The organism is Pleomorphomonas sp. PLEO (assembly GCF_041320595.1).
Classification (GTDB): domain Bacteria; phylum Pseudomonadota; class Alphaproteobacteria; order Rhizobiales; family Pleomorphomonadaceae; genus Pleomorphomonas.
Genome location: NZ_CP166625.1, coordinates 342,112 through 369,030 on the forward strand (window position 1 = coordinate 342,112; position 26,919 = coordinate 369,030).

The window sequence follows — 26,919 nt, forward strand, 5'->3', positions numbered from 1 at the left end:
CCTAATCCCCTGCCATACCGACTGGAATTCAGATATGCGCCCCTATCGCGACCGCCAGAGAACCCTGGAGCAGCTCTCCCGCCACGTTGAAACCTGGGTGGATGAGCTGGAGGCTTTCGAACTGCGGGTCCGGCGGCATTTGGGGCCTTTTGTGGAAACCGGTCCCGATGGAGCGCGGCGACAGATCGATCTCGGCGAAGGCTGGGGCGACCGTCACGGCATCCACAGCTTCGAGCTCGACGAGCCGGTGACGCTGCCTGAAGGGTCGGGCGTGGAGCTGCGCTTTGATTTTGGTGGCGAATCGCTGGTGCGCCTTATCGGGACTGACGGAGCGCTCATCGACAGCTTCTCGGCCAATCCGCGCCATCGCCGCTTCGAAGCGCCACGCGGCGTTCCCTTCCGCATCGTGGTCGAGGCGGCTGCCCGCACGCTGTTCGGCATCCCCAACCGCGAGCCACGGCTCAGCATGGCCGAGATCTACGAGTATTACCCGGAAGTTCGCCATTTGCGGCGGCAACTGGCGACGCTCAAAGAGACAGCCGATGCGGTCGCCGACAAGGAGCTGGCGCGGTCGCTGTTCGAGGCGGCATCGATCGTCGTCTCCGGCTTGCGCCTGCCAACGGTGACCAGCGAGATCGGGCCACGGCTCGCCGACCGAGCCTGGGCGCGTGACATCTGGGAGCGCAGTTTCGAGCCGTCGGCGCAGCCGGCATCCCTGCCGGAGGATGCCATCGCTTCGGTGGTGGAAGCGAGTCGTCGTTTCGACGACCTCATTGCCGAGTTGCGCGCCGCCTATCCCAAGCAGGGCAATGTTCTGGTCAGTGGCCATGCCCACATCGACTATGCCTGGCTGTGGCCGCAGCCGGAAACGGTGCGCAAGATCGTCCGCACCTTCTCGAGCGTCAATTCGCTGATGAAGCGTCATCCGGACTTCCGTTTTCTGCAGTCGTCGTCGATCTTCTACGCCCATGTCGAAGAGGAAGACCCTGCGCTGTTCGAGGAGATTCGTCGCTGGGTCGCCGAAGGACGCTGGGAGCCGATCGGCGGCATGCTGATCGAATGCGACACTAACATGCCCTCGGCCGAGGCTTTTCTGCGCCAGTTCGTGCTGGGGCAAAGCTATTTCCTGAAGCATTTCGGGCGCATCAGCCAAGTGGCCTGGTTGCCGGATACCTTTGGCTTCACCGGCGCTATGCCGCAGATCATGCGGCACGCTGGCATTGAGGCGCTGGTGACCATCAAGGTGACGTGGAACGAGACCAATCGCCTGACCGACAACCTGTTCCGCTGGCAGGGCAACGACGGATCGCAGGTGTTCGTGCATACCTTCGATGCGTCGGAGCACGAAGGTTACAACATGACCATCTCGCCGCCTGCCCTCTTGGAGGTCTGGCGCAACCACGGTGGCAAGGATCTTTCCGATACGGTGATCGCCTCCTACGGCTGGGGCGACGGCGGCGGCGGCCCCGATCCCGACCAGATCGAATCCTTGCCGTTCCTCAATGCCATGCCAGCCATTCCCTCCGTCAGTCACGGCGCGCTTGAACCACATGTGCTCAATCTGGCTAAAAACCTGGAAAACGCCGCGCTGCCAGTCTGGCAGGGTGAACTCTACCTCGAGTATCATCGGGCCACGCTGACGACGCAGGCACGCGTCAAGCAGCTCAACCGGCGTGCCGAAGCAGGCCTCGTCGCTGCCGAGGCGCTGTCGGTGCTCGATGCGCTCGACGGCGGATCGTCCGAGATGTCCGATCTTGCCGCCGACTGGACACTGCTTTTGCGCAATCAGTTCCACGACATCCTGCCAGGCTCTTCGGTGCGCGAGGTCTATGAGCAGACCGAGAAGGAGCTTTCTGGTGTCGTCGACCACGCTTCTTCCCTCAGCGGACAACGCCTCGCCGCCATCGCTGCCCGGCGGACAGGCCCGCATAAGGGTGTGCTCGTCGCCAACATCTCGGGATCGGCGAAGACAGCGCTCCAGCTCGAAAGCCGCGATCCACTGCCGGCTGCGCTCAAGCCGCAGCGGATCGACGGTGGCTATGTCGCGACTATCGACCGCCCTGTCGCGCCGCTGTCGCTGGCGTTCGTCGGGTCGGCAAGCACCCGAACCGTCGCGACCGACGGCACCGTCCTGGAGAATGACTTCGTCCGGGCAACGCTCGACGAATTCGGTCGCCTTGCCAGCCTCTTCGACAAGCGCTGTGGCCGCGAATTGCTCGATGGCCCTGGCAACCGGCTGATGCTCTACCGCAACGACTTGCCACGACAGTATGACGCTTGGGATATCGAGGCCGGCTTCGAACTCGGCGAGGAGGAATGGCTGTCGGTCGAGAGCCGCCACGTGACGGCGGAAGGGCCGCATCTCGCCGAAGTCGAGATCGTCCGCCGCCATTCGGCCAGCACCATCCGCCAGAAGCTGCGCCTGTGGGCCAACAGCCCACGTCTTGAGATCGTCACCGATCTCGACTGGCACGACCGCCGCACCTACTTGCGCGCCTTGTTCCCGGTGACCGTACTGGCCGAGGAAGCAGTGTTCGATCAGGCCATCGGCGTCACTCGCCGTCCAACCCACAATAACACCACCTGGCAGCGCGCCCAGTTCGAAGCCTGTGGCCACCGCTTTGCCTCGCTGTCGGAGACCGACTGGGGCGCGGCGCTGCTATCGGCCGACAAATACGGCTTCTCGGCCAAAGGCAACCGGCTGACGCTGAGCCTCATTCGCGGGCCGATGTATCCCGACATGCTGGCCGACGAGGGACAACACCACTTCGTCTATGCCCTTTTGCCATACGATGGTCGCTGGTGGAGCGAAGCGGTGCAGGCCGAGGCCGATCAACTCGCCACGCCACCGACCTTCGTCAACGCAAGCGGCGAGGCCGACTACGACATCGCACCGATCGGCATTACCGGGCAGCAGGTGCGCCTGCACGCCCTGAAGCCGGCCGAAAACGGCGATGGCTATGTGGTTCGCCTGTCGGAGGCGGCTGGACGACGCGGGCCTTTCTCTCTCGCCTTGCCTGAGGGAAAGATCGCGACGCCGGTGGACGCCCTCGAACGCGCACAGGAGGAAGAAGCCGCCCTCGGCCGCCCCTTTGGCCTCGCTAGCTATCGCTTCTGATCCCAGACGATGCATGTACGCCGGCGCGGTGAAACTTCATGGCAGTGCCGGCGTCTAGACTTGAATGACGAAGTTGACCCGGTTGCTGGGCGTCAAGAGCAGTGAGCGTTGCAGCGGCGTACCCGACTGGTCGAACACCGTCTTTTCGACTTCGAACAGTGGCTCACCGCTGCGGCAGTTGAGCCGGTCGCGTTCGTCGGGGCCGGCGAGCCGCACGTTGATCACCCGGCGCGCATGACGAACTTCGCGGCCATATCGGGTCTTCAGCAATTGATAAATCGAGCTAGCACCGGCGATCTCGGCCGCGAGATCGGGGAACAGGGACAGCGGAAAGTCAGAGATTTCAATGGTCATTGGCGCATCGGCGGCCATGATCAGCCGTCTGATGGTCAGGATCGGCGCACCTTTGGCAATGGCGAGCTTCTGGGCAAGGGCGCCGTCAGCCGTGCCTTCGGCGACCCCCAGCAGTACCTTGCTCACCTTGTAGCCTTGCAGAGAATAGGTCTCCGAGAAGCCGGCAAGATCGACGAGGCTGGTTTCCATGCGGCGGAAGGACACGAAGGTGCCCTTGCCATGCCGCTTCTCCAATAGCCCCTCCTCTTGCAGCTCGCTGATCGCCCGCCGCACGGTGATGCGGCTTACCGCATATTGCTCACAGAGCTGCGTTTCGGTCGGCACCGGTTCGCCGGGTGCGTAGCGTCCGCTCCGAATCGCCTCGGTCAGGCTGTTCTTGAGCTGGAGATACAGCGGCGAAGCGTCCTGTCTCGTGAGGCTGTCGGTGGACTGGGACAAGACGACTTTTCTCCTCGGTTCCGGATGGAAGCGCCATTCGAATTTGATAGTGACCGTGCCACAGAACGTCCGCCAAGTCACCGTTGCAGCCGTCGGTGCAACCGGCTTTGCATAGGCCGTTGGCGCAGGTCGGGGCCTGTTTAGCTTTGCCTCGAGAATGGCGTTGACAGACCGAGACCAGCCATACTAGCGTATATGACGTCATAGGACGTTATCAAGGAATCAATCATGACGGAAGTGGTGAAGAACGTCGAGTCGGCGGTGAAGGCAGCGGCCGCGCGCGCAGCGGTGACGGACATCTTCTTCGTAGCCTGCGGCGGCTCCAACGCGCTGCTCATGTCCGGCCATTACGCGGTCGAACGCGAGGCCGAGAAAATCGCCGGTTTCTCCTATACCGCCGCCGAGTTCCTGGCGCGGGCGCCGAAGCGCCTTGGCAAGAACTCGATCGTCATCCTGTGCTCGCACTCAGGCAACACGCCGGAGACGGTGGCCGCCGCCAAGTATTCTCGCGAAGCCGGTGCACTGACCATCTCGTTCACAAACGTCGAGAACTCGCCCCTCGACCAGGCGTCAGAGGCGGTCATTCTCTACCAGTACAATCCGCTGGCCGTTTCCGAGGATCACGCAGCGCCCATGCTGATGCGCCTCGTCTTCGGCATCCTTGCCGCCCGCGAGGGTAACGGCAAGCTTGCCAAGGTCGAGAAGGCGCTGGCTGGCATGTCGAAGACCATCGAGAGCGTCATTGCTCACCATAAGTCATCGATCGCCGCCTGGGCCGAAAGCTACAAGCGCGAGCCGGTGATCTACACCATGGGTTCGGGCGCCAACTGGGGGTCGGCCTATTCCTTCGCTATCTGCATCCTGCAGGAGATGCAGTGGGTGCATTCGGCGGCCATCCATGCCGGCGAGTATTTTCATGGTCCCTTCGAGGTCGCCGACTTCGACGTGCCCTTCATCATCCTGAAAGGCCTTGGCAACGCCCGCAAGATGGACGAGCGAGCCCTTGCCTTCACCGAAAAATACTCCAAGCGCCTTCTCGTGCTCGATGCCGCCGAATTCGGCCTCGAGGCGCAGGCTGGCGATGCGGCCGAGTATCTGACACCAATGCTGTTCACGGCGCTGCTGCGCGCCTATGCCGTGGCGCTTGCCGATAGCCGCGGCCATCCGTTGACCGTTCGCCGCTACATGTGGCGCATGGAATATTGATTGCTTGAAGGGTGGGGCGGAACGCCGCCCTACCCACCTTCCGTGTGGCGTTGGCCGTGCAGCGACGGCCGAAAGGATGAGTGATGGTTGCTTCGGTGTCCTCGTCGGCCCTGCTCGGCATCGGCGACAATGTGGTGGACTTCTATAAGGACCGCGGCGAGTTCTTTCCCGGTGGCAACGCCGTCAATGTGCCTGTGCTGGCCAAGCGCGATGGCCTTGCCCGCGCCGGCTACATCGGTCTGATCGGCAACGACGCCGAGGGTGCCCATGTTCGCGACAGCCTGACGCGCGAGGGTATCTGGATCGACCGGCTCCGGCAGGCGTTCGGCCCGAACGGCAAGGCCGTCGTGTCGCTCGACGAAAAAGGCGACCGCGTCTTCCTGGGCTCCAACAAGGGTGGCATCCAGCGGGCGCTTGCCCTGCGGATGGATGCCGAGGATATCGAGGCCATCGAGAGCTTCGGCAACGTCCACACGTCGGTGTTCAGCTATATCGAACCCGAACTACCGAAGATCCGAGCGCATGCCCAAACACTGACTTTCGATTTCTCGACCCACCGCGACGCTGACTACATCGCGTCGGTCGCACCGCATATCACAGGTGCGTTCGTGTCCGGATCGGGCCTTTCCGACACCGACATCGACGACCTCATCGGCTATATCTCCGGTTTCGGAGTCACGACGGTCGGCGTAACACGCGGCAGCGATGGCGCCTTCTGGCTGGCCAACGGCCGGCGCTACCGCCAGGGCATCAAGCCGGTGGAAGTGGTGGATACGCTTGGCGCGGGCGACTCCTTCCTTGCCGGCTATCTCACCGGTGTGCTGACCGGCCGGCCGATCGAAGCCGCCCTCGATTTCGCGGCCGAATGCGCCGCTGCCACCTGCGCCTATTTCGGTGCTTTCGGTTACCCCCACCCCGCCAGCGACTGAGGCCCACCGTGCCCGCCAGGACGCCCCACCCAACACACCCGGCAGCGAACCGGCAGCGGTCAGGTGGTGGCCATCATGCGGCGTGGCGCGCCGATCGAGCCCCGCTCGATGAAGCGCGTGGGCAGGATGCACTGGCGGGCGGGTGGCGAGTCACCGTTAATGCGGGCGATCAAGAGTTCGGCGGCCTGGGTGCCCATGTCATAGACCGGCTGGTCGATGACGCTGATCGGCGGCGTCGTCACAGACGTCCATTCCGCGTCGTAGAAGGACACCAGCGACAGCTCGTCGGGAATGCGCAGGCCCCGCGCCTGCATTACCTTGAAGATCTCGAAGGCGACCAGACTGTCCGAGGCCAGGATGGCGGTCGGCGGCGCGCTGGCAAGCAGCAAGCGTTCGACCGATGCTCGCTGCTGACCGCCAACGGCGCCTCCGGCCAGACAAACGCCGCACTCGGGCTCCTCGATGCCGGCGGTGCGACAAGCGGCGAGAAAGCCGTCGATGCGCGCCTTGACCGAGGATGTGTAGAGCTGCTCCGGGCCGGTGAAGACCGGTGGCTCGGCATTGAGCGCCGTGACGTAGGTAAGACGTCGGTGACCGGCCTCGATAAGGCGCATCGTGGCAGCGAAAGCCGCGTCGCGATCGTCGCTGGCCACCACATCGGCAGCAAGGCCTTCGATCGGCCGATCGAACAGGACCAGCGGGCGCCGCGATCGGACGATATCCCGGAGATGAGCCACGTTGCGGTTGTCGGCCGGCGTGACAATCAGGCCATCGACCCGCTTGCCAACCAGCACCTTGAGCGCCGCCCTCTCCGCCTCCACTTCTTCGCCCGAATTGGCCAGAATGACATTGAAGCCATGCCGATGGGCAGTGTCGGAAATGCTCCGCACCGCAATGCCGAAAAAGGCATTCTCGATGTCGCCGACCACGATACCGATGGTGCCGGACTTGCCGGTGCTCATCGAGCGCGCCAGTTCGTTGGGCCGGTAATCGAGCGCCTTGGCGGCTGCCTGGACGCGCAACTTCACCTCTTCGCTGACCGGGCCATAACCGCCGAGCACGCGGGCGGCGGTCGCCTTGGAGACCTCGGCGCGCCGCGCCACGTCGGCCACCGTCACCGGGCGAAAGGGAGAAGTTTTCCTATCCATAGGCTGTAGCACTACATAGCGATTGACGTCACGTCAATGTCGCAATAACCTCCGAATTGAGACCGGTCTCACACTACATCTGAACCGGCATCAATGTTGATAATAAGCGTGCTGCACATGGCACAACCAACATCGCTCGCCGATGATGGACAATCATAGGTTCTATCACCGCGTCGCAGGGATACGGCGCGAATGGAAGCTTGTTTGCGCGAAGGTGAGTTCTTTTTACTTCGCCATTCGAAGAAATCCGGACAGGGGCCCAGTGGGATGTCCGTTCGGAACAATGGTTGCCGCCACCAACAAAGGGCGCGGCAAAAGCAGATGACAGAAGACTAAAAACAAGGAGAACAGCACATGATCAGCAGGGCACTTAAAGGGTTGGGCCGTCACATCCGCACCATCGGTCTGATGGCCGTTCTTGCCGGCACCGGCGCTTCGGCCGCGGTGGCCGCCAGCAATAATCCCTATGATCTGATTGACCCCGCGACCATCAGTGTCGGCACCATGGGGGACTCCAAGCCCTACGCTTTCGTCGACGCCAACGGCCAGTTCAGCGGCTTCGATATCGAGTTCTTCCTCAACGTCGTCTCGCGCATGGGCTTCGACAAGGATCACGTCACCTTCACCGGCCAGGACTTCTCAGCCCTGATGCCGTCGGTGGCCAACGGCCGCTTCGACGTGGCCGTCGCCGCCATCGGCACCACCGAAGCCCGCAAGAAGAACGTTGATTTCTCGGACGGCTATCTCGCCGGCTATCTGACGGTGCTGACACCCGACGCATCGATCACCACCCCCGAAGGTCTCAAGGGCAAGCGTCTCGGTGTCGTACAGGGCACGCTGCAGGAGATCTATGCCGAGAAGAACTTCGCCAGCTCGGATATCGTCAAGTTCCCCGACAACAACTCGGCGGTTTCCGGCCTCAATAACGGCACGGTGGACGCTCACTTCCTCGACTACGAGGCTGCCAAGCAGTATGGCGAGACCTATCCGGCGCTGAAGCTCGCCGTGAATATTCCCTCCTTCGACGCGCCGGCTGGCTTCGTCGTCCGCAAGGGCAATGACGCCTTCCGCAAGGCGCTCAATGAAAACCTGCACGCCGCGATGGAAGACGGTACGTGGCAGAAGCTCTATCAAAAGTGGTTCCCGGGCTCGCCGATGCCCGACCAGTATCTGCCGTCCAAGAAGTAAGACGGCCATCCGCGCCTGGGCATCGCTCCGGGCGCGGCGACCGGTCCCCGAGAAAGCCGTCTGGGCACTCCTGCCGGACGGTCCCCTTGACCGGGACGCTCCATCGCGTGCCCGGTTTCTTTTTGTAGCGCTCAGCCGACTTGGAAAGTCTTTCCCAATGGAATGGTTCGAGAACGTTCGTCGCAGCTTTCTGGACTTCGATGCGATGGCGGCCGTGTTGCCGAACATGCTGTTCATCGGCCTTAAGAATACGCTCATTCTAGCCTTTGCCTCGACGATCCTCGGCGTGCTGGTCGGTATCGTTCTCGCGGTGAGCGGCATTTCCCGATCGGCCTGGGCACGGCTACCGGCCCGCCTCTACACAGACGTTTTCCGCGGTCTGCCGGCCATCCTGACCATTCTGATCATCGGCCAGGGTTTTGCCCGCATCGGCCGTGAGATTTTCGGGCCATCCCCTTATCCGCTCGGCATCATGGCTCTTAGCCTCATCGCCGGAGCCTATATCGGCGAGATCTTCCGCTCCGGCATTCAGAGTGTCGAGCGCGGTCAGATGGAAGCCTGTCGCGCGCTATCCATGAGCTACGGACAGGGGATGCGCCTCATCGTCATTCCCCAGGGCATCCGCCGCGTGCTGCCGGCGATGGTCAACCAGTTCATAGGCAACGTCAAAGACTCGAGCCTCGTCTATTTCCTCGGCCTGCTCGCCTCCGAGCGCGAGATCTTCCGTGTTGGCCAGGATCAGGCGGTGGTGACGGGCAACCTGTCGCCGCTGTTGCTTGCCGGCATCTTCTACCTCGTCATCACCGTACCTCTCACCCATCTCGTCAACTACGTCGATAACCGGCTCCGAACCGGCCGGCGACCGACGGCGCTGGTCTCAGGTCTTGAGGAGGTCGGCGAACTGCAGGGTAGCATCGGGACGGCCAAAGCTGCCGAGAAGCTCCCAACCTTCAAGGGCGGAAGCCTCACGGTGCGTGGCCTCGGCATGGCCTATGGCGACCTTGAGGTCCTGAAAGACATCGATCTCGATGTGAAGGCCGGCACCGTGACCTGCGTCATCGGTCCGTCGGGTTCCGGCAAGTCGACGCTCCTGCGCTGTCTCAACCGATTGGTGGAATTGAAAACCGGCGACGTCAAGATCGATGGAACGTCGATCCTGACCATGAAGCCAGAGACGTTGCGTCGGCGCGTCGGCATGGTGTTCCAGCAGTTCAATCTGTTCCCCGACCACACCGCTCTCGAGAACGTCGTGCTGGCGCTCACCAAGGTGAAGAAGATGCCACTGGCCGAAGCCCGGCGCATCGCCGAGGCGCGTCTCTTCGACGTCGGGCTGGCGAGCCGCATGGATCACCGGCCCAGCAGCCTTTCAGGCGGCCAGCAGCAACGCGTTGCCATTGCAAGAGCACTGGCCATGGCACCGGAGGTTATCCTGTTCGACGAGGTGACCAGCGCCCTCGACCCGGAGCTGGTCAAGGGTGTCCTCAACCTGATGTCCGACCTCGGCCGCCGTGGTATGACCATGGTGGTGGTGACCCATGAGATGGGCTTTGCCCGCAAGGTCGCCGATCAGGTCGTCTTCATGGACGAGGGACGCATCGTCGAGTCCGGCACGCCCGACGACATTTTCGATCGACCGAACAGCCCACGTCTCAAGCGCTTCCTCAACGAAGTGCTGTAGGACCATCTGGGTGAGATTGCGAAAGCGGTGGGGTTCGAGATCCGTCGAACGGTTAGAGTAGCGGCCCCACCAGCCGCGCGAGATTTTCGGCAAGCCTCATCGCCATGGGCCGGCGCCGCCAATGCTGGAGATCGAGACGGTCGCTCAAGGCCATGCACTTGGCCTGCTGGGCGACCAATTCCGCGACTTGCGCCGGCTCATAAAGCAGCAAGCTGATCTCGGCATTGAGCATGAAGGATCTGAGGTCGGCATTGCCCGAGCCGATGACGCCCACCCTGCCATCGACGGACACATGCTTGGCATGCAGGAGATGGCTGCGATAGCGGTGGATACGCACGCCCATCGACATCAACTCATCGTAGAAGGAGCGCTGGGCGAGGCGTACCAATCTCTGATCAACCACCCGGGAAACGATGAGGTCGATGGTGACGCCCCGATAGGCCGCCGTCTGAAGGGCGGCAAGCAGTGCCTCGTCGGGAATGAGATAGGGGCTGACCAGAGTCACCTGCGTCTTGGCGGCGTGGATAAGGGCAACGAGAAGACGCTCGAAGCCCGGTACGCCGTAGTCCGGGCCGCTAGGCATCACCTGGACCGGGGCAACGGCGGCCGCGGGCATCGGCGCCAGGGAAAGCGCTTCGCGTGTCTCAAGATACCAGTCGCTGGCGAAGACGGCAGCCACCGCGGCCGCGACCGGCCCCTCGACACGGGCGACCAACTCATCATTGACGACACGGCGACGAAAATTTCGGTCGACGATGTTCTGCGAGCCGACGTAGGCGAGGCGGCCGTCAATGACGGCGATCTTGCGATGATTGCGCAGATCGGCACGGGCTCGTCGCACCGTCGTCCACCAGCGCACAGGCAGGGCCAATTTGCACGGCACGCTTTCAGCAGCGAGCAGGGCAAGCGTTCCTCGCACCCATGGGCGCGAACCGACGGCGTCGATCAGCACGCGGACATCAACGCCGCGACGAGCGGCTCGACCCAGCGCGGCCGCCACCTTCTGGCCGGTGGTATCGTCTGCGAAGATATAGGTCAGGAGGTAGACGCTGGTCTCAGCCTCGTCGATGTCCGACGCGAGACTGTCGATCGACACCTCGTAATCCGACATCAGAGAGAGGCCGGAGGCGCCGGTCACAGGAAACTCACCCAACCGTTCGGCAAGCTCGGCAATGCCTGGCGCCTGCCGCTCGGGCCGCGGCAGGGACGTTGCCACGCCGCGGCGAAGAGTGGCCGCCTCTGCGAACCGCTGTTGCCGCCAGGCGGGAAAGCGCGATCGGCCAATCAGCCGATAGAGCACGAGTGCCGGTACCGGCAGAAAAAACACCAGAAGCAGCCAACTGCGGGCCGCCTCCGGCGGGCGTCGCAGAGGGACGACCACCAGCATGACGAGCCTGATCGACCATTCGACAAGCAGGTAGATGAGCGCCAGATGTTCGGTCCAAACCAACCACACGCCCTCCGCCGGTCCGATCCTCTCTCTATGGCCGAAATGGCGGCGCTTATCCAGTGCCGGCATGTCGTCGTCGCAACCGAACAAGTGGCAGCCATAAAAGGCGGAATTCCGCTGTCCGTTGCGCCTCAAAGCGGATTGGTGAATGGAGACGGGCCGCCTATGATCGGACCGGTTGCGAAGGCCCCCAACGACGAGCGATCCACGGGGGCGCCGAAGCGGCTCACAAAGACGGAGGACGGCATGGACAAGGTTGATCAAAACGGCACCGGCAAATGCCCGGTCATGCATGGGGTCAGTCCTAACGCGATTTCCGCTGGTCGGTCCAATCGGGACTGGTGGCCGAATCAGCTCAATCTTCGCATTCTCCATCAGCATTCAAGCCTTTCGGACCCAATGGGGCCGGACTTCGATTACGCGAATGCATTCAAAAAGTTGGATCTCAAGGCGGTCAAAGCCGACCTTTATGCGCTGATGACCGACAGCCAGGATTGGTGGCCGGCTGACTGGGGCCATTACGGGCCGCTGTTCATCCGCATGGCTTGGCATAGCGCCGGCACCTATCGGCTCATGGACGGCCGAGGCGGCGGCGGCTCCGGCAACCAGCGGTTTGCTCCGCTCAACAGCTGGCCGGACAATGTCAACCTCGACAAGGCGCGCCGGCTGCTGTGGCCGATCAAACGCAAGTACGGCAACAGCCTGTCCTGGGCCGACCTGATCATTCTAACCGGCAACTGCGCTCTCGAATCGATGGGCTTCAAGACCTTCGGCTTTGGTGGCGGCCGTGCCGACATCTGGGAGCCTGAGGAGGACGTCTACTGGGGCGCCGAAACCGAGTGGCTGGGCGACAAGCGCTACAGTGGCGACCGCGACCTCGAGAACCCTTTGGCGGCCGTGCAGATGGGTCTCATCTACGTCAATCCCGAGGGGCCAAACGGCAATCCCGATCCTGTCGCCTCAGGCCGCGACGTGCGCGAGACCTTTGCCCGCATGGCCATGAACGACGAGGAGACGGTGGCGCTCGTCGCGGGCGGCCATACTTTCGGCAAGTGCCATGGCGCCGGCGATCCGACGCTGGTCGGCCCGGAGCCAGAGGCGGCGCCGCTCGAGGCGATGGGACTTGGCTGGAAGAACACGTTCGGCTCCGGCAAGGGCGTGCACACCACCGGCAGCGGGATCGAGGGCGCCTGGAAGAAGAACCCCACGAAGTGGGACATGGGCTATCTGAACACGTTGTTCGGCTACGAATGGGAACTCGTGAAAAGCCCGGCCGGTGCCCACCAGTGGCTGGCTAGGGACGTCGCCGAGGAGGACTTGATCCCCGACGCCCATGACCCCTCCCTCAAGCATCGGCCGATGATGACCACCGCCGACCTGTCGCTGCGCTTCGATCCGATCTATGGGCCGATCGCCCAACGGTTCCGCGACGATCCGGCCGCCTTCGCCGACGCCTTCGCGCGTGCCTGGTTCAAGCTGACCCATCGCGACATGGGGCCGAAGGTGCGTTATCTCGGACAGGAAGTGCCGGCCGAGAACCTTGTCTGGCAGGATCCGGTACCACCTGTCGATCATGAGCTGGTCGACGCCGGCGATGTTGCCGCGCTGAAGACGAAAGTACTCGCCTCGGGCCTCACCATCTCCGAACTTGTCTCGACCGCTTGGGCGTCCGCTTCCACATTCCGGGGGTCCGACAAGCGCGGTGGCGCCAATGGCGCCCGCATTCGTCTCGCGCCACAGAAGGACTGGGAAGTGAACGAGCCGGCACGGCTCGCCCGCGCGTTGTCGGTGCTGGAAGGCATTCGGCTGGCCTTCAACGCTTCGGCACCTCGGCCGATATCGCTGGCCGACCTGATCGTTCTCGCCGGCACCGCGGCCGTGGAGGAAGCGGCGAAGAAAGGCGGCTACACTGTCGACGTACCCTTCTCGCCTGGCCGTACCGACGCGACCCAGGAACAGACGGACGTTCCCTCCTTCGTCGTGATGGAACCGAGCGCCGATGCTTTCCGCAATTATGCCAAGGCCGGACGTCCGGTAGCCATCGAAGAACTGATGGTCGATCGAGCGCAGCTCCTGACCTTGACGGCGCCGGAGATGACCGTCCTGGTCGGCGGCTTGCGCATGCTCGGTACCAACTGGGGCGGGACGCAGCACGGCGTATTCACCGAGCGGCCTGGCGTACTCAGCAACGACTTCTTCATCCATCTCGTGGACATGGGCACCGAATGGCGGCCGGTCTCCGAGGGAGAGGAGACGCTGTTCGAAGGGCGTGATCGGGCGACCGGCGCAACAAAGTGGACCGCGACCCGCGTCGATCTCGTATTCGGTGCCAATTCCCAGCTCAGGGCGCTGGCCGAGACTTACGCCCAGGACGACGCCGGGGAGAAGTTCGCGCGCGATTTCGCCAAGGCCTGGACCAAGGTGATGAACGCCGATCGCTTCGATCTCCGTTAAGGACGAAAGCCGGCCCCGAGGTGAAACGCCCCGGGGTCGGCTGCCATGATTTGCCTTCAGCGGCCCGACTGCGATGACGCGTGCAGGAGCCGTTACCTGGCAACTGGGCGCAGGCGAACGGCAAGAGGCAGTGCGCACGCCTGAACAGGCCCGAGCCATCGCCAGAAGGCAGGCCAGACATCATCTGGCGGGACGATCACTCACCAACGATCGAGGAACCGATCCTCCGCGGATGCGGCCAAAAACTGGCCAGCACCGAAGCTTTGCCGCGCATCAATCACCCTTGGTAAAAATACTTAATCAAAAGGGAGCTGCTGGTTTACACTTTACATCTCAACATCACTTTCGTAAAGTTTCGCCATCACGCACGGTGACGGCGAGCGGGCGAGGTTGCGACAGTATGACTAGCAGAGAGCGCCCTGGCCACCACAAAGATGCTGGAACTCGTGACCATACGGCAGCTGCGGCACATATTCGTATGTTGCTACCTGCGCTATCCCAAGGGGAGCAGAATGTTGCCCTCTGGTTGTTGGAACGCGGAAATTTGACGAATAACCCAAAGATCGGTGAAGTTTCCGCCGCGCTGGGCATTTCGGAAGCCATGGTTGTCAAGGTGTCGCGCCGGCTGGGATACGGCGGCTTCAAGGAGCTGCGCGCCGACCTCATGGCCTATTACGCCAACCTTCGCGTGGAGATCGACGAAGAGCTGTCACGCGAGGATTCGGTCTCTCAGATCGTTCGCAAGGTTTTCGCCGCCGAGCGCTCGGCGCTGGAAGAGGTTGAGAGTATCCTCGATATCGACGCCATTGCGGAGGCAGCGCGCGTCTTCATCAAGGCGCGTCATCGCGATCTCTACGGCGTAGGTGGCTCGGCTACCGTTTGCGCCGATGCCTCCCACAAGTTCCTGAGGATTGGCATACGTTCAAGCGTCTTTTCCGACGCCCATCTGATCGCTATGTCGGCGAGCCTTCTGGAAGAAGGCGACGCGGCGCTGGTGGTGTCGCATTCGGGCGAATCCAAGGATGTGATTCTCGGCGCGGAGGTTGCCCGCGCCGCCGGCGCCAAGGTGATCACCATCACCAACTCGATCGCTTCGACGCTGGCCCGCAACTCGGACGTCGTGCTGTGCGCACCGGCCAAGGAATCTCCCTTGATGGGGCAGAATGCCGCCGCCCGTATCGCCCAGCTCGCCATCCTCGACACGATGTTCATCTGCCTGGCGCGCGAGGACTATGAAACCGCCGAGCGGAACCTGAACAAGGTGCTGACCTCGGTCGCCGTCTATTCGACGAACGACCGCGGCCGGACCGAAAGACGCGGCACGCCCCGCGCAGACAAAAACTCGCCGGACGGCGTCCAGCCGGCGAAGGAAACCGCAAGGAAAAGGGTGGAGTTATGAAAATCAGAGGCTTGCTCATCGCTACCGTCGCCGCCGCCGGCATGCTGGGCTTTTCCGCCAGCGCCATGGCCGCCGACTACGCCGTCGTCCTCAAGACGCTGTCCAACCCATTCTGGGTGCAGATGAAGGATGGCATTGAGGCCAAGGCCAAGGAACTGGGCGTCGAAGTCGACATCGTCGCCTCGCCGTCGGAGGAGGACTTCCAGGCCCAGTTGCAGCTGTTCGAAGACATGCTGAACCGCGACTACAAGGGCTTTGCGTTCGCGCCGCTGTCGCCGGTCAACCTCGTCAACCCGGCCGCCGCCGCCTACAAGAAGGGTAAGCCGATCATCAACATCGACGAGAAGGTCGACATGAAGGCCCTTGAGGCCGCCGGCGCCAACGTCGAAGCCTTCGTCACCACCGACAACGTCAAGGTCGGCGAAAAGGGTGCCAAGTTCATCATCGAGAAGCTCGGCGCCGAGGGCGGTGAAGTCGCCATCGTCGAGGGCAAAGCAGGTAACGCTTCGGGTCTCGCCCGTCATGATGGCGCCAAGGCCGCCTTCGACGCGACCTCGAACGTCAAGCTCGTCGCCAGCCAGCCGGCTGACTGGGATCGCCTGAAGGCGCTCGACGTCGCCACGAATATCCTGCAGTCGTCGCCCGACCTCAAGGCCTTCTACTGCGCCAACGACACCATGGCGCTCGGCGTCATGCAGGCGGTGCAGAATGCCGGCAAGGCCGGCAAGGTGCTGGTGGTCGGCACCGACGGCGCTCCGGAAGCCCGCGAGATGGTGGCCGCCGGCCGCCTGACCGCCACCGTCGCCCAGGACCCGGCCAAGATCGGCGCCACCAGCCTCGAGCTGCTGGTTGAAGCCGTCAAGGCCGGCAAGCTGACCGCTGTCGGCGCCGAGCCCAAGCAGATCGCGGTGGATTCGGTCCTCGTCACCAAGTGATGGCTTAGCTGAGGTGAGGCAGCCGTTGCGCATGCGGCCGCCTCCCTTCTCCTCCGTCCGGCGTGTCACTCCCCCGGCGCGCCGGACGATTTCTTGAGCAAGAGCCGATCAATCTGAAACGGGCTTTTGCTTCATCCCCTGCTTTCACGCACCCGTCTGATTCCGAAAAGCTTGCAAGCGTTCGGGCGGATGCTCTGGACAGCCAACCGATCGGACGACCTAAGCGAGATCGACATGTCAAACCTGGCTCCGAACACCGCCGGTTCAGCCGGCACCGAAGCGGCCGCCCCGATCGTCCGCATGGTCGGCATCGAAAAGCACTTCAACAACGTCGCTGTCCTCAAGGGCGTCAACCTCGACATCCACGCCGGCGAAGTCCATGTCCTGCTTGGCGAGAATGGCGCCGGCAAATCGACGCTGATGAAAATCCTGACCGGCATCCACGAACCGACCGGCGGAGAGATCGCGATTGACGGCGTGTCGCATTCGCTGGTGACGCCGCGCCAAGCGAGCGATGCCGGCATTTCGATCATCTATCAGGAACTCTCCGTCATCAACGAGCTGTCGGCGCTCGAGAATCTGTTCGTCGGCCGCCTGCCGGTGAAGCGTCGCCTCGGCGTGCCGATCGTCGACTGGAAGCTGATGGAAGCGGAAGCAAGGTCGATCATCGGACGGCTCGGCCTTGGCGGCTTGGATCTTCACAAGCCGGTCGGCGAAATGCCGATCGCCCACCGTCAGATCATCGAGATCGCCAAGTCGCTGATGAAGAACGTCCGTGTGCTCGTCATGGACGAGCCGACGTCTTCGCTGACTTCGGTGGAAACCGAGCGGCTGTTCGCCCTCGTCCGCCAGCTCAAGGCCGAGGGCACGGCCATCCTGTTCATTTCCCACAAGCTCGATGAAGTGCGTGAAATCGGCGACACCTTCTCGGTGCTGAAGGACGGTGTCTCCACCGGCCACGGCCGCATCGCCGACTTCACCAACGATGACCTCGTGAGGATGATGGTCGGGCGCGTGGTCAAGCAGCGTTTCCTGGCGGAGGGGACGATCGACCGCACGTCGATGCCGGTGCTGAAGGTCGAGAACGTGACCAGTGCCGACCGCAAGCGCGTTCGCGACGTCAGCTTTGAAGTGCACCATGGCGAAGTGTTGGGCTTTGCTGGCCTCGTCGGCTCCGGCCGGACCGACCTGATGAACTGCCTGTTCGGCGCCGAACCGCGCGCTGCCGGCAAGATCATCCTCAACGGTGCCGACATCACGCCGAAAAGCCCCGTCGAGGCGGTGAAGTCTGGCATGGCCTATCTCACCGAGAACCGCCGCCAGACCGGTTTCACACCCAATTTCACCATCGAAGGCAACATCGCCGTCACCAAGTCGGTGAAGGACGCACCGCTGCGTGGCATCTGGGGGCTCGTCGACCGTAAGGCCGAGCGCACCGTCGCCGAAGAGCAGCGACGCCAGCTTTCCATCCGCTGCGCCGGCATCGACCAGAGCATTCTCGAACTCTCTGGGGGCAATCAGCAGAAGGTGCTGGTCGGCAAGTGGATGTCGATCACTCCCTCGGTCATCATCTTCGACGAACCGACGCGTGGCATCGATGTCGGCGCCAAGTCGCAGATCCACGAAATCATCCGGACGCTCGCCAACGCCGGCAAGGCTGTGATCATGGTGTCGTCCGAACTCCCCGAAATCCTGGCCGTCTGCGACCGCGTCGCCGTGTTCCGCAACGGCCGCATCATGGACGTCCTCGACGGTGCCACGGCAACCGAGGAGTCCATTCTGAGCGTCGCAATGAGGGACGGCAAATGAGCCAGCGCGTGAAACTTGGCAAACTCTGGGACATCTACGGGACGCTCTGCATCCTGCTCGTGATCGTGGTGCTGTTCAGCGCCCTGTCGCCTACCTATTTCACCCGTCCCGAGAACATCGTGCAGATCTTCCTGCAGAGTTCGATCACCATCCTGATCGCGCTCGGCGAGTTCTTCCCGATTTTGATTGCCGGCATCGACCTGTCGGTCGGCGCCGTGCTGGCGCTCACCGGCATGATCACCGCCCAGTTGATGGTGGCCGGCTTCGATCCGACGCTCGCCGTGCTGCTCGGTGGCGTGGGCGGCGGCCTGGTGCTCGGCGCGATCAACGGTCTGCTGGTCAACTTTACTGGCCTGCACCCCTTCATCATCACGCTCGGCACCAATGCCATCTTCCGCGGCGTCACGATGATCATATCGGGGGCGAGCCCGGTGTTCGGCTTCTCCTACGACTTCGTCAACACGGTGACCGGTTTTGTCGGCTTCGTGCCGGTGCCGGTGATCTTCGCGCTGTCGTTCGCCGTCGTGCTCTGGTTCTTCACCGCCAAGACGCGCCTCGGCCGCAACATCTATGCCGTCGGCGGCAACAAGGAGTCGGCCTTCTATTCGGGCATCGACGTCAAGCTGCACACGCTGATCGTCTTCATGATCTCCGGCCTCTGCGCGGGCCTTGCCGGCGTGCTCTCCATCGCCCGTCTCGGCGCCGCCGAGCCGGCGGCCGGTACCGGCTTCGAGACCTATGCCATCGCGGCGGTGATCATCGGCGGCACCAGCTTCTTCGGCGGCAAGGGACGCATCCCCTCGGTGGTGATCGGCGGGCTGATCATCGGCACCATCAACAACGGCCTCAACATCCTGCGCGTTCCCACCTTCTACCAGCTCGTGGTAATGGGCGGACTGATCATCTCGGCCGTGGCGCTCGATCGCCTGATCGGCCGCATGCGCTGACGCAGCGCTTGATGGATAACATATGAAGAGCCCCGTCCCGCCGCCCTCCCCGGCGGGGCGGCCCACCCCCGCCGCTCCTCCCACGGTGGGGGGCTTGCCGGACCGCACCGGCCCAGACCAGGACGACCCGATGAAGATCAAGATCTCCCCCTCCCTGATGTGCATGGACCTCCTGCGCTTCAAGGAGCAGCTCACCTTCCTCGACAGCCATGCCGACTTCCTGCACATCGACATCATGGACGGCCACTACGTGCCGAACCTCACGCTGTCACCCTTCTTCATGGAGAACGTCGCCAAGGTCTCCAAGCTGCCGATGGATTGCCACCTGATGACCACGGATCCGTGGATGTGGGTGCCGATCATGGCCAAGGCGGGCGCCGGCTACATCTCGCCACAGGCCGAGACCATCAATGCCATCGCTTTCCGCATCATCGCCAAGATTCGTGAACTCGGCTGCAAGCCCGGCATCGTGCTCAACCCGTCGACCCCGCTCGATACCCTGCGCCACTACATTCACCTGATCGACAAGATCACCATCATGACGGTCGATCCCGGCTATGCCGGCCAGCCGTTCATCGAGGAAATGTTGGACAAGATCGCCGAAGCCAAGCGTCTGCGCGACGAGCGCGGCCTCAACTTCCTGATCGAGATCGATGGCTCGTGCAACAAGCGCACCTATGCACGCCTTGCCGCCGCCGGCGCCGACGTGTTCATCGTCGGCACCTCGGGCCTCTTCCATAACCACGAAGACATCGCCGAGGCCTGGAAGATCATGACAGCCGATATCGAGGCGGCACTCGGAGCGGCGGCATGAGCGTGTTTGCCGGCATTGACCTCGGCGGCACGCATACCCGTTTCGCCGTGATGGCGGACGGTGCGTTCGTGCTGTCGGAGAAATATGTGACCGCCGACCTGATGGCAGCCGGGCCAAAGCTTGCCGGTGTCATTCCGCGCTATCAAGAGGTCGTCAGTCGTGCCGGCCTCAAGCCGCAGGCGTTGGGTATCGGTTTGCCGGCAACGCTGGACGCCGACCGCCGTGTCGTCCTGTCGGCCCCCAACGTCGATGGTCTCGACGGCCTCGACGTGGTGTCGCTTCTGGAAGGTGCCTTTGGGGTGCCGGTGACGGCCGAGCGGGACGTCAATTTCCAGTTTTTCCACGACATGAAGGCCAGCGGGCGGACACCCAAAGTCGCCCTCGGCGTCTACATCGGCACCGGCGTCGGCAATGCGGTGTGGATCAACGGCTTCTATACCGGCGCCCACGGCTCGGCGGCTGAACTCGGCCATATCCCGGTGCCCGGTGCGACCGGCATTTGTGGCTGTGGCAAGGTCGGTTGCCTTGAAACGGTGTGCTGCGGCCGCTGGCTGAAGGGCTGGCAGGAGCGGAACGCGCCGGATACGCCAATTGCCCAGATCTTCGCCTGCCATGGCGATCATCCGGATATCCGCAGCTTTGTCGAGACGGCGGCGATGAGCGTCGCCACCGCCGTCAACATCATCGATCCCGAGCTGGTCTTCCTGGGCGGCGGCGTGCTGGAAATGCCCGGTTTTCCCTTCGATACCCTGAAAACGCGGCTTCTCGCCCATACCCGCGCGCCCTTCCCGCGCGATGTGCTCGAGGTGCGGCTTGCCTCCAATCTTGGCGATAGCGGCGCGCGCGGCGCCTGCCTTTATGTCGCCGGCAAATTCGGAACCGTCCAATGACCGGTAAACTCAAGATCGTCATCTCGTCCGACCATGTCGGCATCGATCTGCGCAAAACCGTGGCCGCCCATCTCGCGGCGCAAGGCCACAGCGTGGAAGACGTTGGTCCTGTTACGGCCGAGCGGACCGACTACCCCAAGTGGGGCGAGAAGGCTGCCCGCATCGTTCAAGCCGGCGATGCCGATTTCGGCGTCGTCATCTGCGGTACCGGCTTTGGTATCTCGCTCGCCGCCAATAAGCTCAAGGGCATCCGCTGCGTCGTCTGCTCGGAGCCCTACACGGCCCGCCTGTCACGCCAGCACAACAATGCCAACATGCTGGCCTTCGGCGCCCGGGTGGTTGGACAGGATCTGGCGCTGATGATCGTCGATGAGTTTTTCACCGCCGAATTCGAGGGCGGCCGTCATGCGCGTCGTGTCGAGATGATCGGCGAAATCGAAACGCGCGAAGGCGCCGACTGATAGCAATCCCATTTGATTGTCCGCAGCAAGCCAAGCCGTGCGCCCATCAGGACGCACGGCTTTTTCTATGGCAAATCCAGCAATAGTGAATTGCGGTTTGCGCTCGTAACTGTGTCTCGGCAAGGAACTGGATCGATTGCCATGAAGGTGCTGCCATCGAAACGCTCTGGAAAAGCGTCTGACTTCTTGAGCTTTCGGCCGGCATCGTTGTATCGCTAGGGTTCCATCCGGAAAGCGGTGTTTCGAACCGGTGGAAAGCGAGGACCGAGGACAAGGCGATGGTGGGAAATCCCAGGCCGATGACGACGCGCCTTCGGAGAACACCGTCGTCCCCCAAGGACGGTCCGGGCATCAACCACGGCGACATTGCAGATCACAACTCCCGCATTGTGCTGGAGCTTCTGCGTGTGTTCGGAGCTCTCACGCGGCGCGACTTGTCGCAACGGCTCGGACTCACCGAGCCGGCGATCACCGGCATCCTCAGGCGCCTTGAGGGACGTGGCCTCGTCACCTCGCGGAGGCAAGCCGGTGCAAGCCGCTATCCGGTTACCGAGTTCATGATCAGGCCACAGGGGGGCATGGCGCTCGGCCTGAGGCTAGCGCGTCGGGCGGCGGCGGCCGTGCTGATCGATGTGGCCGGAAATGTGATTGCCGAGCGGCGGGACGTGCTTCCGGATGAATTGATCGCTGTCGGCAAGGCACTGCTCGACCTGAAGCCTACCGAAGCGGAAGTTTTGGGCGTCGGCGTCGCCCTGTCACCCGATGACGGGGTCAGCGTCGAGGCGGTGCGAGAGGCTTTCGCGCCGCTCACCGTGCTGGCCAACGCCGATAATGCCACCGCGGCCACAGCCGAGCGGCTGATTGGGGCCGGAGACCGGGATGGCGGCTTCGTCAGCATCCTGGTTACGCGCTCGGGCGTGCGGGCGGGGCTATCGATTGGCGGCCGGCCTTTTCACGGCATGCATGGATTTGCCGGTGGCATTGGGGCCATGCGCACCGGACAGGATCGCGCACCGCTGGCCGAAGGCCTGTCGCCTGACCGGCTCGACGCGGCAATTGCTGCCAGCGCCAACCACGAGGCGGCCATCGTCGAATGGGCGCGCGAGGCAGCCGATCACTTGCTCGACGCCGTGGTGGCAATTTCCGGCGTGGTGGTGCCTGGTCTCATCGTCATCGGCGGTGACCTGCCGGATGTAGCCATCGACGCAGTGGTTGCCGAGATTCTGGCGGCGCCGGTAGCGATCGGCGGTCGGCCGACAACTACCTCGTGGATGCCGCCGCTCTGCCGCTCACAATTGCCGGCTGGCGGTGTCGCCCTCGGCGCAGCGCTCCTGCCGATCGTCGAATTCCTGCTGCCGGATCCCAGACCACTGCGGGAAACGCCGGTTCAAACCGAGGGAGCGGCGGCGCGGGTGTGATCGCTTCGAAGAGGTACGCGCTTCAACTGCCCCGCATCGGCCGATGGAAGGCCCAGTCGGTGAGCTAGCGGCATGGCCGCCGCGCCGAGAGCGGCCGCGTCCTCAGAACAGACGGCGCGGTGCAACGTCACTGATGGCAGGCCCGCGCGCAAAAATTCCTTCTGCGCCTGAGCAATCAATTCGTCGATAAGGCGCACCGGCATACGGCCACCAACCAGCACCGCCTCTGGATCAGCGATCAAGGCAATATGCGACACTGCCTCGGCCAGCCAGCCGGCGGCTCGGGCAACCCAATCAGACACCAGCGCCCGGCCACGTCCATCCAGAGCGGCGAGTTCGGCCGGCGTACGAACGACGATGCCGTGGGCGCGCAGATGGTCGTAGAGCAGGAACATAGAGAAAAGCTCGCCGAGTTGCCGAATGCGCCCGGCGCCGTTCGTATCGAATTCCCGCACCGGCAGGCAGCCGATCTCGCCATTGATACCGCCCGCCCCCTTGTGGCGGACGCCGTCGATGACGAGGGCGCCGCCGACACAAGCGTTGGCGAGGATATAAAAGAAGCTGCCGATTTCCGTGCCGAGGCCGTAGTCGATCTCGCCGAGCGCGGCGGCGTTGGCGTCGTTGTCGATAAAGACGGGATGCGGGGTTATCGCCTCGACGGCACCACGCAGATCGAAGTCGGTCCAAGCGGCATAGGCGTCCGGTCGGCCAATGACATCAATCTCGCCGAGCCAATCGGGAACGGCGAGGCCGACGCCGGCAAGGCGCCCCTCGTCCACCAGCTTGCGGCGACGGAACGTCGACAGTGCGTCGGAAAACAACGCGATGAATTCATCGGGCAGGAAAAAGCTCTTCTCGTGATGGACGCGGCCGCGCACCGTGCCGGTGGCATCGACCACCACCACCGTGAGATGGTCGCGGTCGATATTGGCACCGACCGAGAACATGCCTTCTGGGTCAATCTCCAGCTCGATGGCCGGCTGCCCCCGGAGACCATGCCGGCGGCGCGCTTCCATCACCAAGCCTTCATCGACCAGACGATCGACGATCCGGGCGATGGCCTGCTTGGTCAGGCCGCAGCGCTCGGCAAGCTCGGTGCGCGAGATCGGCGCACCGCGATGAATGGTCGCCAATACCAGCTGGCGATTCTTCGCGGCAGCCTGTTCGGCGTTCGATCCGAGAAAACTCACGGGCGCTCCCTCCCCATCCGCCGGAAGACCGGCGGATGGCAAGAGATTAGCTCGGGGCCTCACGCCTTGCAAAGCCGCCAGCTTTTCACCTCGAAGGGCGTCAGACCGCGTGCCGGCACATCCATCGGTTCCTCGAGAATGGTGACGGGCTGGTCGATGGTCCAGCCATCCTTCAGCGACAGTCCGAAATCGCCGCGCCGGCCGGCTGGTTCCCAAACGCGCAGGATCAGGCCATCGCCCTCCTCGGCTGGCTTGAGGACCGACAGCGCCGCCGGAATGCCCTCGGCGACGACTGGCTGGAAGACGCCGGCCGCAAGTCCGCTCACCGACCGAACGAGCAGCGGCTGGTTGAGATCGTCGGCTTCCTCGCGGACGCCACCGTCGTGCCAGGGACCGGCGTGCGGCACCAGGGCATAGGTGAAGGTCTGCTCTCCTTCGTCGGCCAACGGGTCGGGATAGACCGGCGAGCGTAGCAGGCTGAGACCCAGGACGTTCTCGTGGACGCTATGCCCGTACTTGGCGTCATTGAGCAGAGCGACGCCGAAGTCCGGCTCGGACAGATCGAGGAAGCGATGAGCTGCCGCCTCGAACATCGCCGCGTCCCAGGAGGTGTTGGTGTGGGTCGGGCGGGTGACCACGCCGTACGCGCATTCGGCCGTGGCGTTGCGGGTTCGGGCGTTTACGGCGGTGAGCGTCCTCAAGAAGACGCGGCGGTCATGCCAGTCGAGCGTGGTGTTGATGTCGAGACGGCGGGCACCGGCGGCAAGGCTCAGCACTTGCGTAATGGTCGACGAGCGGAAGCGGCGAACCAGCTTGATGGCGACGCGGTGCACCCCTTCTTCGACCACCTCCAGGCTTTCGAGACCGGTGATCTCCTCGCCGCGCTCCGCATAGTCGCCCTCGATGTCCCAGGCGTCCCAGTTGCGCGGCTTGTCGACCGGGTAGGCCATCAGCCGGTTGCCGTAGCCGTCGAGCGCTTCGCGGCCGGTCGGCTTATGCAGGATCGAGGCGATGGAGCCGTCGGCGGCAAGCGTCACGCGCAGCACATCGTTTTCGAGATGCGTCCGGCTGACCGACAGCGTGCCGGCCGGCTTCAAATCGCCGGTGTCGATGACGGCCGCTGCGAGCGGCGGTAGCGTCTCCGCCAAAGAGATGACGGCGCCATTTGCCAGCGTCAGATGGATTGGCCGAACATCGAGCGATGGATTAACGACGAGCAGACGCTCACCGGCTGCCTTAGGCAATACCCCGGCGATGGCATCGAGCGCGGCCGCCTGCGCCTTGAAGCCGGTATCGATCACGCCCCCCAGTTCCTCAGCGGCGTCCTCGTAAACCTCATGGATCGACGAACCCGGCAGGATGTCGTGGAACTCGTTCTTCAGCACGGTCCGCCAGGCAGGTTCCAGGCTTTCGGGTTTCGGCGCGCCGAGGAGATGGGCCAGCGAGGCGGCCGTCTCGGCGGTAATCAGCGCGCGCTCGGCCTTGCGGTGCAGGCGCTTGACGACGCTCTGGCTGGTCAGCGTGCCGCGATGCAGCTCGAGATAGATCTCGCCCTGCCAGACTGACAGCTTCTTGTCCTTTGCCGACTGATGGGCGCGCTCGAAGAAATCCTTGACGCGCGTCCATCGAGCCTTGGGTAGCGTCGGGAAGACGCGTAGCTGCTTCTCGCGCGTCACCATTTCCGGCGTCGGTCCGCCACCGCCATCGCCGTAGCCAACGCAGAGCAGCGTTTCCGGATGAAGCGCCTTCTCGCGGAAATTCCGCCAAGTCGGCACATGGCAATCCGGACGGACGAAGCCGTTATAGCCCTGCATGGGATTGTCGAAGGTATGAGCCAGCACGCGGCTGCCGTCGAGACCTTCCCACCAGAACAGGTCGGACGGGATGTGGTTGGTCTCCGACCAATTGACTTTGATGGTGAAAAAGCTGCGAATACCCGCCTGCTTCAAGAGCTGTGGCAGGGCACCGGTAAAGCCGAAGCAATCCGGTTGCCAACAGATGTCATGACGGATGCCGAAGGTCTTCTGGAAGAAGCGCTGGCCATAGAGATATTGGCGCGTCAGACTCTCGCCGGTGGGCATGTTGGTGTCGGGTTCCACCCAGCTGCCGCCGAGCGTTTCCCATTCGCCGGACCGGACCCGCGCGGCGATCTTCTCGAACAGCGCCGGGTCGTCCTCGGCCACCTGGGCGTAATAATGAGCCGTCGACTGGTTGAAGCGGAAATCCTTCGAATCTTCCATCAGCGACACGACCGTCGAGAAGGTGCGGCGTGTTTTGCGGCGCGTCTCGCCATAGGGCCACAGCCAGGCAAGATCGATGTGGGCGTGGCCGGTCAGGCCAATCTCGCCTTCCGGCGGGAAGCGCTGCTGCAAGGCTTCCAGGCGGGCGATCAGTGCATCATAGGCCGCTTCGATCGTTGCCCGTTCGGCCTGGTTGAGGGCGGCGGGCGCCTCGGTCAGTTCTGGCAACTGCCAGATCTTCTGCTGGCTCTCGCTCACGGCGGTACGGGCAACATAGTCAGCCGTTGAGGATGGCCAGTCGAGACCGCGCAACGTGTCTTCGGCAGCGGCGATTAGATGCGGCACCACATCGTGGCCCTCGAGCACACTCACCGCCTCGATGACCTGGGTGACCAGCAGCCACAGCGCCTCGACGGACGGCTCGGACAGCCGGAGCTCGGCACGGTTGACGTGCGGCCGCCGCACCGGTTCGCCGAACGGCAGACGGGCGACGGTTTCGGTCGTGACCGTGAAGGCGCGGCCAGTGAGGGGGAAGCTCTGGTGGTAGGGATCGAGACCGTAGGAAACCGGCTCACCGCCATCGCAGGCAATGGCGATCAGGCTTTCACCGCCGAGATCGAGGCTGAGGGAAGTCTCGGCAAGCGGCCAGCCAGCAGGAACATGTCCTTCGAGCGCGAAGCGGACGACACCGTCCTTACGCGGCCAGGGAGCACCAATTTCAATGGTCGTGCCCTCGAAGGCGATGGCGGAAAGCGGCGCCGTCTCGCGTACCTTCCAGAATTCCAACTCGGCGACACGTACCTTGAGGCGATCGAGACGTTGGGCAAGAGTCAGGGACATGGGAAACATCCGA

The 26,919-nt window shown here is 63.4% G+C and carries 19 protein-coding genes; 14 read left to right on the top strand and 5 right to left on the bottom strand.

The window, feature by feature from the left end; genetic code table 11:
* The first annotated feature begins 34 nt into the window (after window positions 1-34).
* Window positions 35-3,118, top strand: coding sequence for an alpha-mannosidase (locus AB6N07_RS01425; protein WP_370676050.1), 3,084 nt, complete (start codon window positions 35-37; stop codon window positions 3,116-3,118).
* Window positions 3,119-3,172: 54 nt separating this feature from the next.
* Here the strand turns inward: AB6N07_RS01425 and AB6N07_RS01430 are convergent, their stop codons facing one another.
* Entirely contained in the window at window positions 3,173-3,910 is a 738-nt protein-coding gene (locus tag AB6N07_RS01430; RefSeq protein ID WP_370676051.1) for a GntR family transcriptional regulator, read from the bottom strand.
* A 228-nt stretch (window positions 3,911-4,138) separates the two neighbouring features.
* Here AB6N07_RS01430 and AB6N07_RS01435 point away from each other — a divergent pair, with 228 nt between their 5' ends.
* Together AB6N07_RS01435 and AB6N07_RS01440 are read left to right on the top strand one after the other, a co-directional pair.
* Window positions 4,139-5,116, top strand: coding sequence for an SIS domain-containing protein (locus AB6N07_RS01435; RefSeq protein WP_370676052.1), 978 nt, complete (start codon window positions 4,139-4,141; stop codon window positions 5,114-5,116).
* A gap of 83 nt (window positions 5,117-5,199) precedes the next feature.
* Complete coding sequence (locus AB6N07_RS01440; protein ID WP_370676053.1) at window positions 5,200-6,045, top strand: PfkB family carbohydrate kinase; 846 nt, start codon at window positions 5,200-5,202, stop codon at window positions 6,043-6,045.
* A 59-nt stretch (window positions 6,046-6,104) separates the two neighbouring features.
* Here the strand turns inward: AB6N07_RS01440 and AB6N07_RS01445 are convergent, their stop codons facing one another.
* A complete protein-coding gene (locus AB6N07_RS01445) occupies window positions 6,105-7,193 on the bottom strand; it encodes a LacI family DNA-binding transcriptional regulator (RefSeq protein ID WP_370676054.1) in 1,089 nt (362 codons plus the stop codon).
* A gap of 408 nt (window positions 7,194-7,601) precedes the next feature.
* Between AB6N07_RS01445 and AB6N07_RS01450 the strand changes: the two genes are divergently transcribed.
* The gene (locus AB6N07_RS01450; RefSeq protein WP_370678169.1) at window positions 7,602-8,381 is read left to right on the top strand and encodes an ABC transporter substrate-binding protein; all 780 of its coding nucleotides are present in this window, start codon (window positions 7,602-7,604) and stop codon (window positions 8,379-8,381) included.
* Window positions 8,382-8,538: 157 nt separating this feature from the next.
* Window positions 8,539-10,059 (top strand): amino acid ABC transporter permease/ATP-binding protein, encoded by a 1,521-nt coding sequence (locus AB6N07_RS01455; RefSeq protein ID WP_370676055.1) that lies wholly within the window; start codon window positions 8,539-8,541, stop codon window positions 10,057-10,059.
* A gap of 52 nt (window positions 10,060-10,111) precedes the next feature.
* Here AB6N07_RS01455 and AB6N07_RS01460 read toward each other — a convergent pair whose 3' ends face one another.
* Window positions 10,112-11,578, bottom strand: a complete 1,467-nt coding sequence (locus tag AB6N07_RS01460; RefSeq protein ID WP_370676056.1) for a phospholipase D-like domain-containing protein — start codon at window positions 11,576-11,578, stop codon at window positions 10,112-10,114.
* Between the two features lie 177 nt (window positions 11,579-11,755).
* Between AB6N07_RS01460 and katG the strand changes: the two genes are divergently transcribed.
* The 9 genes from katG to AB6N07_RS01505 all read left to right on the top strand — a co-directional run bounded on the left by katG (window position 11,756) and on the right by AB6N07_RS01505 (window position 22,636).
* On the top strand, window positions 11,756-13,963 hold the full coding sequence (katG, locus tag AB6N07_RS01465) for a catalase/peroxidase HPI (protein WP_370676057.1): 2,208 nt from the start codon (window positions 11,756-11,758) through the stop codon (window positions 13,961-13,963).
* Window positions 13,964-14,036: 73 nt separating this feature from the next.
* Window positions 14,037-15,362 carry an SIS domain-containing protein gene (locus AB6N07_RS01470; RefSeq protein WP_370676058.1) on the top strand — a complete coding sequence of 442 codons (1,326 nt, stop codon included), beginning with the start codon at window positions 14,037-14,039 and terminating at the stop codon, window positions 15,360-15,362.
* Window positions 15,359-16,297, top strand: a complete 939-nt coding sequence (alsB, locus tag AB6N07_RS01475) for a D-allose transporter substrate-binding protein (protein ID WP_370676059.1) — start codon at window positions 15,359-15,361, stop codon at window positions 16,295-16,297. Before AB6N07_RS01470 ends, alsB begins: the two co-directional genes overlap by 4 nt.
* A gap of 234 nt (window positions 16,298-16,531) precedes the next feature.
* Window positions 16,532-18,106, top strand: coding sequence for a sugar ABC transporter ATP-binding protein (locus AB6N07_RS01480; protein WP_370676060.1), 1,575 nt, complete (start codon window positions 16,532-16,534; stop codon window positions 18,104-18,106).
* On the top strand, window positions 18,103-19,053 hold the full coding sequence (alsC, locus tag AB6N07_RS01485; protein WP_370676061.1) for a D-allose ABC transporter permease: 951 nt from the start codon (window positions 18,103-18,105) through the stop codon (window positions 19,051-19,053). The genes AB6N07_RS01480 and alsC overlap by 4 nt, the downstream gene beginning before the upstream one ends.
* Before the next feature lie 130 nt (window positions 19,054-19,183).
* Window positions 19,184-19,867: a D-allulose 6-phosphate 3-epimerase gene (alsE, locus tag AB6N07_RS01490; RefSeq protein WP_370676062.1), complete on the top strand. Its 684-nt coding sequence runs from the start codon at window positions 19,184-19,186 to the stop codon at window positions 19,865-19,867.
* Complete coding sequence (gene alsK / locus AB6N07_RS01495) at window positions 19,864-20,757, top strand: allose kinase (protein WP_370676063.1); 894 nt, start codon at window positions 19,864-19,866, stop codon at window positions 20,755-20,757. The genes alsE and alsK overlap by 4 nt, the downstream gene beginning before the upstream one ends.
* Window positions 20,754-21,218, top strand: a complete 465-nt coding sequence (gene rpiB / locus AB6N07_RS01500; protein ID WP_370676064.1) for a ribose 5-phosphate isomerase B — start codon at window positions 20,754-20,756, stop codon at window positions 21,216-21,218. Before alsK ends, rpiB begins: the two co-directional genes overlap by 4 nt.
* A gap of 299 nt (window positions 21,219-21,517) precedes the next feature.
* Complete coding sequence (locus AB6N07_RS01505; RefSeq protein WP_370676065.1) at window positions 21,518-22,636, top strand: MarR family transcriptional regulator; 1,119 nt, start codon at window positions 21,518-21,520, stop codon at window positions 22,634-22,636.
* Here the strand turns inward: AB6N07_RS01505 and AB6N07_RS01510 are convergent.
* Together AB6N07_RS01510 and AB6N07_RS01515 are read right to left on the bottom strand one after the other, a co-directional pair.
* Window positions 22,606-23,826: an ROK family protein gene (locus AB6N07_RS01510; protein WP_370676066.1), complete on the bottom strand. Its 1,221-nt coding sequence runs from the start codon at window positions 23,824-23,826 to the stop codon at window positions 22,606-22,608. The genes AB6N07_RS01505 and AB6N07_RS01510 overlap by 31 nt on opposite strands.
* Before the next feature lie 59 nt (window positions 23,827-23,885).
* Window positions 23,886-26,906 carry an alpha-mannosidase gene (locus AB6N07_RS01515; protein WP_370676067.1) on the bottom strand — a complete coding sequence of 1,007 codons (3,021 nt, stop codon included), beginning with the start codon at window positions 26,904-26,906 and terminating at the stop codon, window positions 23,886-23,888.
* Window positions 26,907-26,919 lie beyond the last annotated feature (13 nt).

Excerpts from the sequence above, each read along its gene's own strand:
- AB6N07_RS01425 (WP_370676050.1), top strand. The coding sequence starts at position 35 with ATGCGCCCCTATCGCGACCGCCAGAGAACCCTGGAGCAGCTCTCCCGC.
- AB6N07_RS01435 (WP_370676052.1), top strand. The coding sequence starts at position 4,139 with ATGACGGAAGTGGTGAAGAACGTCGAGTCGGCGGTGAAGGCAGCGGCC.
- AB6N07_RS01440 (WP_370676053.1), top strand. The coding sequence starts at position 5,200 with ATGGTTGCTTCGGTGTCCTCGTCGGCCCTGCTCGGCATCGGCGACAAT.
- AB6N07_RS01445 (WP_370676054.1), bottom strand. The coding sequence starts at position 7,193 with ATGGATAGGAAAACTTCTCCCTTTCGCCCGGTGACGGTGGCCGACGTG.
- AB6N07_RS01450 (WP_370678169.1), top strand. The coding sequence starts at position 7,602 with ATGGCCGTTCTTGCCGGCACCGGCGCTTCGGCCGCGGTGGCCGCCAGC.
- AB6N07_RS01455 (WP_370676055.1), top strand. The coding sequence starts at position 8,539 with ATGGAATGGTTCGAGAACGTTCGTCGCAGCTTTCTGGACTTCGATGCG.
- AB6N07_RS01460 (WP_370676056.1), bottom strand. The coding sequence starts at position 11,578 with ATGCCGGCACTGGATAAGCGCCGCCATTTCGGCCATAGAGAGAGGATC.
- katG (WP_370676057.1), top strand. The coding sequence starts at position 11,756 with ATGGACAAGGTTGATCAAAACGGCACCGGCAAATGCCCGGTCATGCAT.
- AB6N07_RS01470 (WP_370676058.1), top strand. The coding sequence starts at position 14,037 with ATGACGCGTGCAGGAGCCGTTACCTGGCAACTGGGCGCAGGCGAACGG.
- alsB (WP_370676059.1), top strand. The coding sequence starts at position 15,359 with ATGAAAATCAGAGGCTTGCTCATCGCTACCGTCGCCGCCGCCGGCATG.
- AB6N07_RS01480 (WP_370676060.1), top strand. The coding sequence starts at position 16,532 with ATGTCAAACCTGGCTCCGAACACCGCCGGTTCAGCCGGCACCGAAGCG.
- alsC (WP_370676061.1), top strand. The coding sequence starts at position 18,103 with ATGAGCCAGCGCGTGAAACTTGGCAAACTCTGGGACATCTACGGGACG.
- alsE (WP_370676062.1), top strand. The coding sequence starts at position 19,184 with ATGAAGATCAAGATCTCCCCCTCCCTGATGTGCATGGACCTCCTGCGC.
- alsK (WP_370676063.1), top strand. The coding sequence starts at position 19,864 with ATGAGCGTGTTTGCCGGCATTGACCTCGGCGGCACGCATACCCGTTTC.
- rpiB (WP_370676064.1), top strand. The coding sequence starts at position 20,754 with ATGACCGGTAAACTCAAGATCGTCATCTCGTCCGACCATGTCGGCATC.
- AB6N07_RS01505 (WP_370676065.1), top strand. The coding sequence starts at position 21,518 with ATGACGACGCGCCTTCGGAGAACACCGTCGTCCCCCAAGGACGGTCCG.
- AB6N07_RS01515 (WP_370676067.1), bottom strand. The coding sequence starts at position 26,906 with ATGTCCCTGACTCTTGCCCAACGTCTCGATCGCCTCAAGGTACGTGTC.